9 protein-coding genes are annotated in these 13,826 nt (G+C 71.1%); 3 read left to right on the top strand and 6 right to left on the bottom strand.

Features of this window, described 5'->3' with window-relative positions:
• The first annotated feature begins 41 nt into the window (after positions 1–41).
• Positions 42–1,010, top strand: coding sequence for an SMP-30/gluconolactonase/LRE family protein (locus tag ACIPXM_RS14050; RefSeq protein WP_401655097.1), 969 nt, complete (start codon positions 42–44; stop codon positions 1,008–1,010).
• Positions 1,011–1,132: 122 nt separating this feature from the next.
• On the opposite strand, the gene ACIPXM_RS14045 is transcribed toward ACIPXM_RS14050, so the two are convergent.
• The 6 genes from ACIPXM_RS14045 to ACIPXM_RS14020 form a co-directional block, all read right to left on the bottom strand.
• Positions 1,133–2,290 carry a PAC2 family protein gene (locus ACIPXM_RS14045; RefSeq protein ID WP_401655096.1) on the bottom strand — a complete coding sequence of 386 codons (1,158 nt, stop codon included), beginning with the start codon at positions 2,288–2,290 and terminating at the stop codon, positions 1,133–1,135.
• 167 nt (positions 2,291–2,457) lie between these two features.
• On the bottom strand, positions 2,458–3,519 hold the full coding sequence (locus ACIPXM_RS14040) for an LLM class flavin-dependent oxidoreductase (protein WP_401655095.1): 1,062 nt from the start codon (positions 3,517–3,519) through the stop codon (positions 2,458–2,460).
• A 145-nt stretch (positions 3,520–3,664) separates the two neighbouring features.
• Positions 3,665–5,269 carry an FAD-dependent oxidoreductase gene (locus ACIPXM_RS14035; RefSeq protein WP_401655094.1) on the bottom strand — a complete coding sequence of 535 codons (1,605 nt, stop codon included), beginning with the start codon at positions 5,267–5,269 and terminating at the stop codon, positions 3,665–3,667.
• 16 nt (positions 5,270–5,285) lie between these two features.
• A complete protein-coding gene (gene glpK / locus ACIPXM_RS14030) occupies positions 5,286–6,833 on the bottom strand; it encodes a glycerol kinase GlpK (protein WP_401655093.1) in 1,548 nt (515 codons plus the stop codon).
• Positions 6,834–6,868: 35 nt separating this feature from the next.
• Positions 6,869–7,627, bottom strand: a complete 759-nt coding sequence (locus ACIPXM_RS14025) for an MIP/aquaporin family protein (RefSeq protein ID WP_401655092.1) — start codon at positions 7,625–7,627, stop codon at positions 6,869–6,871.
• A 323-nt stretch (positions 7,628–7,950) separates the two neighbouring features.
• On the bottom strand, positions 7,951–8,712 hold the full coding sequence (locus tag ACIPXM_RS14020; protein ID WP_401655091.1) for an IclR family transcriptional regulator: 762 nt from the start codon (positions 8,710–8,712) through the stop codon (positions 7,951–7,953).
• 278 nt (positions 8,713–8,990) lie between these two features.
• On the opposite strand from ACIPXM_RS14020, the gene metH reads away from it, so the two are divergent.
• The gene (metH, locus tag ACIPXM_RS14015; RefSeq protein ID WP_401655090.1) at positions 8,991–12,503 is read left to right on the top strand and encodes a methionine synthase; all 3,513 of its coding nucleotides are present in this window, start codon (positions 8,991–8,993) and stop codon (positions 12,501–12,503) included.
• A 131-nt stretch (positions 12,504–12,634) separates the two neighbouring features.
• Positions 12,635–13,342 carry an HAD family hydrolase gene (locus ACIPXM_RS14010; RefSeq protein WP_401655089.1) on the top strand — a complete coding sequence of 236 codons (708 nt, stop codon included), beginning with the start codon at positions 12,635–12,637 and terminating at the stop codon, positions 13,340–13,342.
• Positions 13,343–13,826 lie beyond the last annotated feature (484 nt).

Raw genomic sequence — 13,826 nt, 5'->3', positions numbered from 1 at the left:
TGTTTCCCCGACCGCTGGATCAGATGTACGAAAGGACGCACGTGTCCCGTTCTCTCGCACGCAGAGGCTTTCTCGGTGCCGCCGCCGCCCTCGGCGCGACGGCCCTCACCGCTCCGCTCACCGGTGTCGCCCAGGCGGCCACCGCGGAACGGGCCCTGTGGCCCGAGTCCTTCCCGCTCCCCAACGGCTTCGCACCCGAGGGCATCACCATCGGCTGCAGCCCCTACGCCTACTTCGGCTCCCTCACCAACGGTGCCGTGCACCGCGTCTCGCTGGCCACCGGCCGCGGGCGCACCCTCCACCAGGGCCTCGGCGACGGCCACAGCACCGTCGGCCTCAAGATCGACCACGCCGAGCGCCGGCTGTTCCTGGCCGGTGGCTTCAGCCGCGAGATCCGCGTCGTCGACGCCCGCAAGGGCACGATCGTGCGCAACTACACCGGCATCGGCGCCGAGAACACCATGGTCAACGACGTGGTGCTGACGCCGAAGGCCGCCTGGTTCACCGACAGCTTCCAGCCCCAGCTGTACCGTCTGTCGCTCAACCGGAACGGCGACCCGGTCGGCTCCCCGGTCACCGTGCCGCTCGTCGGCGCGTGGCAGCAGGGCGGCGACTTCACCGCCAACGGCATCGCGCGCACCCCCGACGGCCGTGCGCTCCTCGTCGTGAACACCTCGCAGGACGGCGGTGTCCTCACCCGCGTCGACACCGCCACCGGTGCCGCCACGGTCGTCGACCACGGCGACCTGCGACTGCCGTACGGCGACGGTCTGCTGCTCGTCGGCAACGACCTCTACGTCGTCCAGCAGCAGCTCAACCAGATCGACGTGATCCGCCTGAACGCCGCCGGCACCCAGGGCACCGCGGTCGGCCGGATCACCGACCCGCGCTTCCGCATCCCGACGACGGCGGCCGCGTGGGACGACCGGATCTACCTGCCGAACGCCCGCTTCGACGTGGACCCGACGCCGACGACGGACTACGACGCCGTCGCCATCGCGCAGCTCTGACGTTCCGCGTCCGATCCGGCGCGGGTCCGAACCGCGCGCGCCGGGGCAGGACCGGACCCGGCGCGCACGGTCGTACGGGAGGGGCGGCGCCGCCCCTCCCGTACGACCGGGGTGCCGACCGCTCAGCCGCCCTGGGGGCCCGTGGGACCGTCCGCGGGCCCTTCCGGGCTCTCGGGGTCTTCCTGGTTCCCGGGCTCGGGGCTCCCGGGGCCTTCGGAGCCCTCGGCCTGAGCGGCTTCGGCCGGGCCGTCCACGGCCTCTTCCGAGGCCTCCGCCGCCTCCGCCGCCTGCTCCGGCTGCGTGCCGCCCGGCACCGCCTCAGGGCCCGGCTGCTGCGGCTTCGGCGGGCGCGTCCGCTCCCCGCCGCCGTCCTTCAGGTACGACGTGTCGCCGCCCTCGGTCGCCACCCCGGGTCCCGGGCCCTGCCCCGGACCCTGGCCGGGGTCGCGGCGGCGCAGATACCGCTCGAACTCGCGGGCGATGGCCTCGCCGGACGCCTCCGGCAGCTCGGCCGTGTCCCGCGCCTCCTCCAGGGTCTGCACGTACTCCGCGACCTCGGTGTCCTCGGCCGCCAGCTGGTCCACGCCCAGCTGCCACGCCCGCGCGTCCTCGGGCAGCTCGCCCAGCGGGATGCGCAGGTCGATCAGGTCCTCAAGGCGGTTCAGAAGGGCCAGCGTCGCCTTCGGGTTCGGCGGCTGCGACACGTAGTGCGGCACCGCCGCCCACAGGCTGACCGCCGGGACCCCGGCGTGCGTGCACGCCTCCTGGAGGATGCCCACGATGCCCGTCGGGCCCTCGTAGCGGGTCTCCTCCAGGTCCATCGTGCGCGCCAGATCCGGGTCGGAGGTGACGCCGCTGACCGGCACCGGCCGGGTGTGCGGGGTGTCGCCGAGCAGCGCGCCCAGGATCACCACCATCTCCACGCCCAGTTCATGGGCGAAGGCGAGCAGCTCGTTGCAGAACGAACGCCAGCGCATCGACGGCTCGATCCCGCGCACCAGGACCAGGTCCCGGGGCTTGTCGCCGCCGATCCGGACCACCGAGAGCCGGGTCGTCGGCCAGGTGATCTTCCGTACCCCGCCGTCGAGCCACACCGTGGGCCGGTTGACCTGGAAGTCGTAGTAGTCCTCGGCGTCGAGCGCCGCGAACACCTCGCCCTTCCATTCCCGGTCCAGATGGGCGACCGCGGCGGAGGCGGCGTCACCGGCGTCGTTCCAGCCTTCGAACGCGGCCACCATGACCGGGTCGATCAGCTCGGGAACCCCCTCGAGCTCGATCACCCAGCGCCTCCTTCGTCGAAGTTCCTGTCGTACGGACCAACCTTATGCCTTTCCGGCGGCCCGCCCGCAGCCCTCGGCCACGCCCGAGAACCATCTCGGCCTTGATCGACTACCCAGGAACTCCGCCCCGCACACGGCCGCCCGCGGCCCCGCCCGGCGCCGTGGTGTCAGTCCTCCCAGAGCGTGCTCGGGGCCTCCTTGCGCAGCACGGGGGCGATCTCCTCGGCGAACCGCTCCAGGGTCTCGATCTGTTCGGCGGCGGACTGGCCGAACGCGTCGACGGTGATCGACTGGAGGTCGTGCCCGTACACCTCGTGGTAGCCGAGGATCTTGTCGATGATCCGCTGCGGGGAGCCGATCAGCTGCGGCCCGTCGGCGACGGCGTCCTCGATGGTGCGGTACGGGGTGTTGTAGCCCGCCTTCCCTTCCAGTTGCGGCTGGAAGGTCTGCCGCACCTTCGCCTCGTACAGCTCCTTGTAGCGCTCGACGGCCTGCTCGGTGGTGTCGGCGATCAGCAGCCCGCCGGAACCGGCCGCCACGCGCGCGTGGCGCGGGTCGTGGCCGTACTCCTCGAACTTCTCCCGGTAGTGGGCGATCAGCCGGGCGTAGGCGGCCCGCGGCTGGATGGCGTTGGCGGTGAACAGCGGGTCGCCGTGCTTGGCGGCGAGTTCGGGGGAGTTGAGGCTGGTGGCCGAGCCGTGCCAGATCCGGGGCGGTCCCGCGTACGGGCGGGGGAGCGTGGTCACCTTGGTCAGCGGGGGCCGGAACTCGCCCGCCCAGTCGACGACCTCCTCCGTCCACAGCCGGCGCAGCAGCTCGTACTTCTCCTTCTGGAGGTCCCACTGCCGCTTCTCGTCCAGGCCGAACAGGTCGAAGTGCCCGGCCTCGGCGCCCTTGCCGACGACCAGTTCGATCCGGCCGAGCGAGATCTGGTCGAGGGTGGCGAAGTCCTCGGCGATCCGGACCGGGTCGAGGATGGCGACCACGGTGACGCCGGTGAGCAGCCGGATCCTGGAGGTGCGGGCGGCGAGCGCGCCGAGCACCACGGAGGGGCTGGAGGACAGGAAGGGCCCGGCGTGCCGCTCGCCGACCGAGTAGGCGTCGAAGCCGAGCCGTTCGGCGGCCTCGCCGACGGTCAGGACCTGTGCCAACCGGTCGGCGGCGGAGGGAAGTTCACCGGTGAGCGGGTGCGGGGCGTGGCCGATGAGGGAGAGCACTTGAAACTTCATGCTCTCCACTGTGCGGGTCGAGTGTGTCGACTGTGTATCGGCCGCATGGCACGGGTAGGGGGCGGCCCCTGAAGGCCGCCCCCTACCCGTGAATCCCTTGCCAGGGACGCCGGTCGCACCAGGGAGGCTGATCGCGCCAGGAACGCTACTTGCGCAGCATCCCCTCGACCTTGCCGCGGATCTCGTCGGTGGCGAGGCCGCGGATGGTCAGGGTGGTGCGGCGGCGCAGCACGTCGTCCGCGGTCTCGGCCCACTCGTGGTCGCGGGCGTAGGCGACCTGCGCCCAGATCTCCGGCGCGTCCGGGTGGATGCGCTCGGCGAGCTCGGGGTTCTCGTTCGCCATCCGGGCGATGTCGAAGGAGAGCGAACCGTAGTGGGTGGCCAGGTGCTTGGCGGTGTCCGCGGACATCCGCGGGCCGGGCGCCGGGCCGTCCACGAGCAGCCGGTGCACGACCGCGTTCGGGTTGGCTATGCCGGGCAGCGGCAGCCGCTTCGGCAGCGAGGCGACCGGCTCGTAGTCGTCGCCCAGCGGGTGGCCGGGCAGCGACTCCAGCTTCCTCATGATGGTGCGGCCGATGTGCCGGAAGGTGGTCCACTTGCCGCCGGCCACCGACAGCATGCCGCCGCGGCCCTCGGTGACCACGGTCTCCCGCTTGGCCTTGGAGGTGTCGCCGGGGCCGCCCGGCAGCACCCGCAGACCGGCGAAGGCGTAGGTGATCAGGGAGCGGTCGAGCTGCTGGTCGCGGATGGAGAAGGCGGCCTCGTCCAGGATCTGGGCGATGTCCTTGTCGTTGACCGCGACGTCGCCGGGCTCGCCCTCGAACTCCTCGTCGGTGGTGCCGAGGAGCAGCATGTCCTCCCAGGGGAGGGCGAAGGTGATGCGGTACTTGTCGATCGGGGTGGCGAGCGCCGCCTTCCACGGGGCGGTCCGCTTGAGCACCAGGTGGGCGCCCTTGGAAAGACGGATCGACGGCGCCGCGTTCGGGTCCTCCAGCTTGCGCAGGTGGTCGACCCACGGGCCGGTGGCGTTGAGCACCAGACGGGCCGAGACCCCGAACTCGTCGCCCGACAGGCGGTCCTTGAGCTCGGCGCCGGTGACCCGGCCCTTGGTGAAGCGGAGCCCGGTGACCTCGGCGTGGTTGAGCACCACCGCGCCGGCCTCGACGGCGGCGCGGACGGTCATCAGCGCCATCCGGGCGTCGTTCATCTGGTCGTCGCCGTAGACGGCGACGGCCTTCAGGTTGTCGGTGCGCAGCTCCGGCACGTCCTGGGCGGCCTTGGCGGGGCTGAGCAGGTGGCCGACGCCGTCGCCGAACGCGGACAGGGCGCTGTAGGCGAAGACACCGGCGCCGAGCTTGGCCGCGCCGTGCGGGCCGCCCTTGTAGACGGGCAGGTAGAAGGTGAGCGGGTTGGCCAGGTGGGGCGCCACCTGGCGGGAGACCGCGCGCCGCTCGAAGTGGTTCTCCGCGACGAGCTTGACCGCGCCGGTCTGCAGGTAGCGCAGACCGCCGTGGAGCAGCTTGGAGGAGGCGGAGGAGGTGGCGCCGGCGAAGTCGCCGGCGTCCACCAGGGCCACCCGCAGCCCGGACTGCGCGGCGTGCCAGGCGGTGGAGATGCCCAGGATGCCGCCGCCGATCACCAGAAGGTCGTACGTCGCCTTGGACAGCTGCTCTCTGGTCTCGGCGCGGGTCGGAAGCGAACCGGCGGCCGGACGCATCCCCAGGGAGGGGAGGCTCTGCAGGGTGGTCATCGCGATGTGCTCCTCGTCAGTTCTCTTCTTCGATCCAGCCCATGGAGCGCTCTACGGCCTTGAGCCAGTTCTTGTACTCGCTGTCGCGCTTGTCGGCGTCCATGCGAGGGGTCCATTCGGCGGCCCGGCGCCAGTTGGCGCGCAGGGCCTCGGTGTCCGGCCAGAAGCCGACGGCCAGTCCTGCGGCGTAGGCCGCGCCGAGGCAGGTGGTCTCGGCGACCATCGGGCGCACCACGGGGGCGTCCAGGAAGTCGGAGAGGGTCTGCATCAGCAGGTTGTTGGAGGTCATGCCGCCGTCGACCTTGAGCGCGGTCAGCTCGACGCCGGAGTCCTTGGTCATGGCGTCGGTGATCTCGCGGGTCTGCCAGGCGGTGGCCTCCAGGACGGCACGGGCGATGTGCGCCTTGGTGACGTAGCGGGTCAGGCCGGCGATCACGCCGCGGGCGTCGGAGCGCCAGTACGGGGCGAAGAGCCCGGAGAAGGCCGGGACGAAGTAGGCGCCGCCGTTGTCCTCGACGGAGGAGGCCAGCGTCTCGATCTCGGCCGCGGACTTGATCAGGCCCATCTGGTCGCGCATCCACTGCACCAGGGAGCCGGTGACGGCGATCGAGCCCTCCAGGGCGTAGACCGGCTTCTGGTCGCCGATCTGGTAGCCGACCGTGGTCAGCAGGCCGCTGTAGGAGTTGATGATCTTGTCGCCGGTGTTCATCAGCATGAACGTGCCGGTGCCGTACGTGGACTTGGCCTCGCCCTCGGCGAAGCAGGTCTGGCCGAACAGGGCGGCCTGCTGGTCGCCGAGCGCGGAGGCGACCGGGACGCCGTCCAGGACGCCGCCCTTGACCGTGCCGTACACCTCGGCGGAGGAGCGGATCTCGGGGAGCACGGCGGCCGGGATGTCGATGGACTGCAGGATGCGCTCGTCCCACGCCATCTCGTGGAGGTTCATCAGCAGGGTCCGGGAGGCGTTGGTGACGTCGGTGACGTGCACACCGCCCTCGACGCCGCCGGTGAGGTTCCAGATGACCCAGGAGTCCATGGTGCCGAAGAGGATGTCGCCGCGCTCGGCGCGCTCGCGCAGGCCCTCGACGTTGTCGAGCAGCCAGCGGACCTTGGGGCCGGAGAAGTACGAGGCGAGCGGCAGGCCGGTCTCGCGGCGGAAGCGGTCCTGGCCGACGTTGCGGCCCAGCTCCTTGCAGAGCGCGTCGGTGCGGGTGTCCTGCCAGACCAGCGCGTTGTGCACCGGCCGGCCGGTGGTCCTGTCCCACATCAGGGTGGTCTCGCGCTGGTTGGTGATGCCGATCGCCTTGACGTCGGCGGCGGTGATCCCGGCCTTGGCGATGGCCCCGGCGACGACCTCCTGGACGTTGGTCCAGATCTCGTCGGCGTCGTGCTCGACCCAGCCCGGCTTCGGGAAGATCTGCTCGTGCTCCTTCTGGTCGACGGAGACGATCCGGCCGTCCTTGTCGAAGACGATGCAGCGCGACGAGGTGGTGCCCTGGTCGATGGCGGCGATGAACGGACCCGCGCCGTGGGAGGCGGTGGCGGCGGAGGGGGCGTCGGTCACGGTGGACTCCAAGGGAAGACTGGAAGAAGGACGGCTCAGGCGAACGCGATGTTGTAGATACCCGCGGCGATGGCGCCACCGATCAGCGGACCGACGACCGGGATCCAGGCGTAGCTCCAGTCGGAGCCGCCCTTGTTCGGCAGCGGGAGGAGCGCGTGCACGATGCGCGGGCCGAGGTCACGGGCCGGGTTGATGGCGTAGCCGGTCGGGCCGCCGAGCGAGAGGCCGATGGACACCACGACGAACGCGGTGATCAGGGCGCCGAGGACGCCGAGACCCTTGCCGCTGTCGTTGAGGCCCTGGGTGAGCACGGCGAGCACCAGCACCACGGTGCCGATGATCTCGGTGGCCAGGTTCTGCCAGGTGTTCCGGATCTCCGGGCCGGTGGAGAAGATGCCCAGGACCGGGCCGGGGCCCTCGAGGGGCTTCTCGCCGACCGTCTCGGGGTCGGTCAGGTGCGCCCGGAACTGCCCGTAGTAGGCGATCCACACCAGCGCCGCGCCGATCATCGCGCCGAGGAACTGTCCGGCGAGGTAGACGGGGACGTTGCCCCACTCGCCGTCCTTGACCGCTATGCCGATGGTGACCGCGGGGTTCAGATGGGCGCCGGAGAGGGAAGCGGTCATGTAGACCGCCGTCATGACGGCGAAACCCCAACCGAACGTGATCGCGAGCCAGCCCGCGTTGCGGGCCTTCGAGCTCTTGAGCGTGACGGCGGCGCAGACACCACCGCCGAGCAGGATGAGTACGGCGGTACCGATGGTCTCGCCGATGAAGATGTCGGAGCTGGACACCCGCGACTCCTTTGTCCTTCGTCCAGGGGAAGGCGAACCCCGGGTCCCTCCGGTGGTTCGCACCCTCGTGTGAGGGCGTTGCCGGCCCTTGGCACTGTCACACCCTAGCGTGTATTGCCGGTAGCTGTTCGACAATGCCGACCGATGAACGGAAGTTTTGCGCCAGGGTTAACAGCGCGTCAAGGGTGGCGGACGTGAAAAACCCGCCGATAACGCGATCGTTACCGACGGGTTGGGCTGGTGTTGTACGAGTACGGGCCCGGGTTCCGCGTCTCGTACGGGCCCGGCGGCCCGTGTCGCGCCCCGGCTCCGGCGCCGGGCCGTCAGAAGCGTCCGGCGCCCAGGTCCCGGGAGACCGCGCGGGCGCAGTCGCGGACCGCCGCCACCAGCTCCGAGCGCAGCTCGCCGCCCGCGCAGACCCGCTCGACGGCGCCGGTGATCGCCACCGCGCCCACCGGCATCCGCCGCCGGTCGTGGATCGGCGCCGCCACCGAGGCGACGCCCTCCCAGGTCTCCTCCACGTCGGCCGCCCAGCCGCGCGCCCTGGTCAGGTCGAGCACCGTCTCGAACTCGCTGAGCAGGGTGACCGTACGGGGTGTGAACGGCTCCCTCGAGACCTCCACGGCCTCGCTGTGGGCCACCGGGTCGTAGGCGGAGAGGACCTTGCCCAGCGCCGTGGAGTGCAGCGGCTGCATCGCCCCCACCTCCAGGACCTGCCGGGAGTCGTCGGGTCGAAAGACGTGGTGGACGATCAGCACACCCTGCTGGTGCAGCACGCCGAGGTGCACGCTCTCGCCGCTCGACCTGGCCAGGTCGTCGGTCCACACCAGGGCCCGGGCGCGCAGCTCGTGCACGTCCAGATAGCTGTTGCCCAGGCGCAGCAGCTCGGCGCCGAGCTGATAGCGGGAGGCCGGGTCCTGCTCGACGAAGCCCTCCGCCTGGAGGGTGCGCAGGATGCCGTGCGCCGTCCCCTTGGCCAGGCCGAGCGAGGAGGCGATGTCGGACAGGCCGAGCCGGCGCTCGCCGCCCGCGAGCAGTCGCAGCATCGCCGCCGCCCGTTCAAGCGACTGGATGTTCTTCGCCATCCCCGGCCCCTTCTCCTCACCTGCTGTTCACGCGATCGTGTCCGCCCTGACCGCACGACGGTGTTCGACAATGCTGAACACTATCGGTCGATGCCGACCTCACGTCACACCTGACAGTGTCGGACACGAAGCGCCGGACCGGGAGTCCCCGCACAAAGGATGCCGTCCACCAGCTGGGATTCGATGCCCACCCCGCCTTTCTCCCGGCTACGCTGACCCCGTGCCCGCTCTTCCGAGCGTGCAAAGCCGACAGCCGTCGCATCCCAGGGAGCCCGTCCATGGCCTCGTCGCCGCATCCGTCCGCCGATCTCCGCACCCGCGCGGCAGCGCTCCGCGAAGCGCTCGCCAGCCGAGTCGTCGTCGCCGACGGCGCGATGGGCACCATGCTCCAGGCGCAGGACCCGACCATGGAGGACTTCGAGCAGCTCGAGGGCTGCAACGAGATCCTGAACGTGACCCGGCCCGACATCGTGCGCTCCGTCCACGAGGAGTACTTCGCGGCCGGCGTCGACTGTGTCGAGACCAACACCTTCGGCGCCAACCACGCCGCCCTCGGCGAGTACGACATCCCCGAGCGGGTCCACGAGCTGTCCGAGGCCGGCGCCCGGATCGCCCGCGAGGTCGCGGACGAGTTCACCGCCCGCACCGGCCGCCAGCGCTGGGTGCTGGGCTCGATGGGCCCCGGCACCAAGCTGCCGACCCTCGGCCACGCCCCGTACCCGCTGCTGCGTGACGCCTACCAGCAGAACGCGGAGGGCCTGATCGCCGGTGGCGCGGACGCGCTGCTCGTGGAGACCACCCAGGACCTGCTCCAGACGAAGTCGTCGATCATCGGCGCCCGCCGCGCCCTTGACGCCCTCGGCGTCGACGTCCCGCTGATCTGCTCGGTCACCGTCGAGACCACCGGCACCATGCTGCTCGGCTCGGAGATCGGCGCCGCCCTCACGGCCCTGGAGCCGCTGGGCATCGACATGATCGGCCTGAACTGCGCGACCGGACCGGCGGAGATGAGCGAGCACCTGCGCTATCTCGCCCGCCACTCCCGGATCCCGCTGTCCTGCATGCCGAACGCCGGTCTGCCCGTCCTCACCTCCGACGGCGCGCACTACCCGCTCTCCCCGGCGGAGCTGGCGGACGCCCAGGAGACGTTCGTCCGCGAGTACGGCCTGTCCCTGATCGGCGGCTGCTGCGGTACGACCCCGGAGCACCTGCGCCAGGTCGTCGAGCGGGTCCGCGACCTGACCCCGGGAGTGCGCGAGCCGCGCCCGGAGCCGGGCGCCGCCTCGCTCTACCAGACGGTGCCGTTCCGGCAGGACACCTCCTACCTCGCCATCGGCGAGCGCACCAACGCCAACGGATCGAAGAAGTTCCGCGAGGCCATGCTGGAGGCCCGCTGGGACGACTGCGTGGAGATGGCCCGCGACCAGATCCGCGAAGGCGCCCACATGCTCGACCTGTGCGTCGACTACGTCGGCCGCGACGGCGTCGCGGACATGGAGGAGCTGGCCGGTCGCTTCGCGACCGCCTCCACCCTGCCGATCGTGCTCGACTCCACCGAGGTCCCGGTCATCCGGGCCGGTCTGGAGAAGCTCGGCGGCCGCGCCGTCATCAACTCGGTCAACTACGAGGACGGCGACGGGCCGGAGTCCCGCTTCGCGAAGGTGACCCGCCTCGCCCAGGAGCACGGCGCCGCGCTGATCGCGCTGACCATCGACGAGGAGGGCCAGGCCCGCACCGTCGAGCACAAGGTCGCCATCGCCGAGCGGCTGATCGACGACCTCACCGGCAACTGGGGCATCCACGAGTCCGACATCCTCATCGACACCCTGACCTTCACGATCTGCACCGGTCAGGAGGAGTCCCGCAAGGACGGCATCGCCACCATCGAGGCGATCCGCGAGCTGAAGCGCCGGCACCCCGACGTGCAGACCACGCTCGGTCTCTCGAACATCTCCTTCGGCCTGAACCCGGCCGCCCGCATCCTCCTCAACTCGGTCTTCCTGGACGAGTGCGTGAAGGCGGGCCTGGACTCGGCGATCGTGCACGCGTCGAAGATCCTGCCGATCGCCCGGTTCGACGAGGAGCAGGTCACCACCGCCCTCGACCTCATCTACGACCGGCGCGCCGAGGGCTACGACCCGCTGCAGAAGCTGATGGCCCTGTTCGAGGGCGCGACGGCGAAGTCGCTGAAGGCGGGCAAGGCCGAGGAGCTGCTCGCGCTGCCGCTGGAGGAGCGGCTGAAGCGGCGGATCATCGACGGCGAGAAGAACGGCCTGGAGGCCGACCTCGACGAGGCCCTGACCACCACCTCGGCCCTCGACATCGTCAACAACACGCTCCTGGACGGCATGAAGGTCGTCGGCGAGCTGTTCGGCTCCGGCCAGATGCAGCTGCCGTTCGTGCTCCAGTCCGCCGAGGTGATGAAGACCGCGGTCGCCCACCTCGAACCCCACATGGAGAAGTCCGACGCCGACGGCAAGGGCACCATCGTCCTCGCCACCGTCCGCGGCGACGTCCACGACATCGGCAAGAACCTCGTCGACATCATCCTGTCCAACAACGGCTACAACGTCGTCAACCTCGGCATCAAGCAGCCCGTCTCCGCGATCCTGGAGGCCGCCGAGGAGCACCGCGCCGACGTCATCGGCATGTCCGGGCTCCTGGTGAAGTCCACGGTGATCATGAAGGAGAACCTGGAGGAGCTGAACCAGCGCGAGCTGGCCGCCAAGTACCCCGTCATCCTCGGTGGCGCGGCGCTGACCAGGGCCTACGTCGAGCAGGACCTCCACGAGATCTACCAGGGCGAGGTCCGCTACGCCCGCGACGCCTTCGAGGGCCTGCGCCTGATGGACGCCCTCGTCGCCGTCAAGCGCGGCGTCCCCGGCGCCAGCCTGCCCGAGCTCAAGCAGCGCCGGGTCGCCAAGGGCACCGCCGCCGTCCTCCAGGTCGACGAGCCGGAGCCCGGCGGCCGTTCCGACGTCGCCGTCGACAACCCGATCCCCACCCCGCCGTTCTGGGGCACCCGGGTCGTCAAGGGCATCCCGCTCAAGGACTACGCCTCCTGGCTCGACGAGGGCGCCCTGTTCAAGGGCCAGTGGGGCCTGAAGCAGAACCGCGCCGGTGACGGCCCCTCGTACGAGGAACTCGTCGAGTCCGAGGGCCGGCCGCGGCTGCGCGGCTGGCTGGAGCGGCTGCACACGGAGAACCTCCTGGAGGCGGCCGTGGTCCACGGCTACTTCCCGTGCGTCTCCAAGGGCGACGACCTGATCCTCCTCGACGACGCGGGCAACGAGCGCACCCGCTTCACCTTCCCGCGCCAGCGCCGCGGCCGCCGCCTCTGCCTCGCGGACTTCTTCCGCCCGGAGGAGTCCGGCGAGACCGATGTCGTCGGCCTCCAGGTCGTCACCGTCGGAAACCGGATCGGCGAGGCCACCGCCAAGCTGTTCGCCGCCGACTCCTACCGCGACTACCTCGAACTCCACGGCCTGTCCGTGCAGCTCGCCGAGGCGCTCGCCGAGTACTGGCACGCGCGCGTGCGCGCCGAACTCGGCTTCGGCGGCGAGGACCCGCAGGACGTCGAGGACATGTTCGCGCTGAAGTACCGCGGCGCCCGCTTCTCCCTCGGCTACGGCGCCTGCCCCGACCTGGAGGACCGGGCGAAGATCGCCGACCTGCTCCAGCCGGAGCGGATCGGGGTCCACCTGTCCGAGGAGTTCCAGCTGCACCCGGAGCAGTCCACGGACGCCATCGTCATCCATCACCCGGAGGCGAAGTACTTCAACGCTCGGTGACCGGTACGGGGGATAATCCCTGCGCCTGATGTGAACGAGACGTACACTGGTCGGTCCAGTGCAGGCCGGTCGCCCACCCCCGTACCGGGGCGGGCGGCCGGCCTCTTCGTCCCTCCATGGAGGTGTGCCGGATGACCAGTACGGTCCCCGCGTCCCTGTTCCGCGCCCCCGGCAGCTCCGCGCTGCAGGCGGTGTTCCTCGACATGGACGGCACCCTGGTCGACACCGAGGGATTCTGGTGGGACGCGGAGGTCGAGGCGTTCGCCGACCTCGGGCACCGGCTCGACGAGTCCTGGCGGGACATCGTCGTCGGCGGCCCGATGACCCGCAGCGCCGGGTATCTGATCGAGGCGACCGGCGCGGACATCACCGTCGAGGAGCTGACCGTGCTGCTCAACGAGAAGTTCGAGCAGCGCATCGCCCGCGGCGTCCCGCTGATGCCCGGCGCCGAGCGGCTGCTCGCCGAGCTCGCCCGGCACGCCATCCCGACCGCCCTGGTCTCCGCCTCGCACCGCCGGATCATCGACCGGGTGCTCGGCTCGCTCGGCCGCGACCGCTTCGCGCTGACCGTCGCGGGCGACGAGGTCGTCCGCACCAAGCCGCACCCCGACCCCTATCTGGCCGCCGCCCGCGGGGTCGGCGCCGACCCCGCGCTGTGCGCCGTCGTCGAGGACACCGCCACCGGCGTCGCCGCCGCCGAGGCGGCCGGCTGCCGGGTCGTCGCCGTGCCCTCCGTGGCGCCCATCGCGCCCTCCGCCGGCCGGGTCGTGGTCCGCTCCCTCGAAGAGGTCGACGTGCCGTTCCTGCGCACCCTGATCGCCTCGCCCGCCGCGCGCTGACCGGGCCCCGGAGCCCCCGCTCCGGCCCGCCCGCGCGTTCGCGCACGCAACACCCCGCAACGTTCAGGCCATCCGCCGAAAACGACCCTGCGTGACCTTGATCACGCAGAGTGCCGATCGGTGGGTGGCCTGTCCCCGTACAGCGTCCGAAAACGCCCGGATGTCCGCACCCTTGTGTCCGGATTCGGCCATGCCCGGTACGAATCATTCCTCTGCATGACTATCGAGCGCCCCGCATTCATGATCGCTCTGCGCTCATGCCCCGGACCCGCGCCGTCCGGCACCACCGGCACCGGCCACTACGCTTTCGCGAGTACTCCGCCGCGCCCCACAGCGTGCCCCGCGATCACCCAAGTCGCCGCGTACACAGGACCGATCGCATCCCGTCCCGGCCCATCGACCGCCCCGAACGGGCGGCCGGCGGAGTGACCGAAAGCCGCTGTACCACCACCGGCCGTCACCCCGTGCCGGATGAGGAGAACGT

The organism is Streptomyces sp. NPDC090025 (assembly GCF_044748125.1).
Lineage (GTDB): Bacteria > Actinomycetota > Actinomycetes > Streptomycetales > Streptomycetaceae > Streptomyces.
The sequence above is the reverse complement of the archived record's forward strand: the minus strand, read 5'-3'. Positions and strand labels throughout refer to the sequence as shown.

Bases quoted from the DNA above. Each gene is read 5' to 3' on its own strand.
- ACIPXM_RS14040 (WP_401655095.1), bottom strand. From the start codon at position 3,519: ATGAAGTTTCAAGTGCTCTCCCTCATCGGCCACGCCCCGCACCCGCTC.
- ACIPXM_RS14035 (WP_401655094.1), bottom strand. From the start codon at position 5,269: ATGACCACCCTGCAGAGCCTCCCCTCCCTGGGGATGCGTCCGGCCGCC.
- ACIPXM_RS14020 (WP_401655091.1), bottom strand. From the start codon at position 8,712: ATGGCGAAGAACATCCAGTCGCTTGAACGGGCGGCGGCGATGCTGCGA.
- metH (WP_401655090.1), top strand. From the start codon at position 8,991: ATGGCCTCGTCGCCGCATCCGTCCGCCGATCTCCGCACCCGCGCGGCA.
- ACIPXM_RS14010 (WP_401655089.1), top strand. From the start codon at position 12,635: ATGACCAGTACGGTCCCCGCGTCCCTGTTCCGCGCCCCCGGCAGCTCC.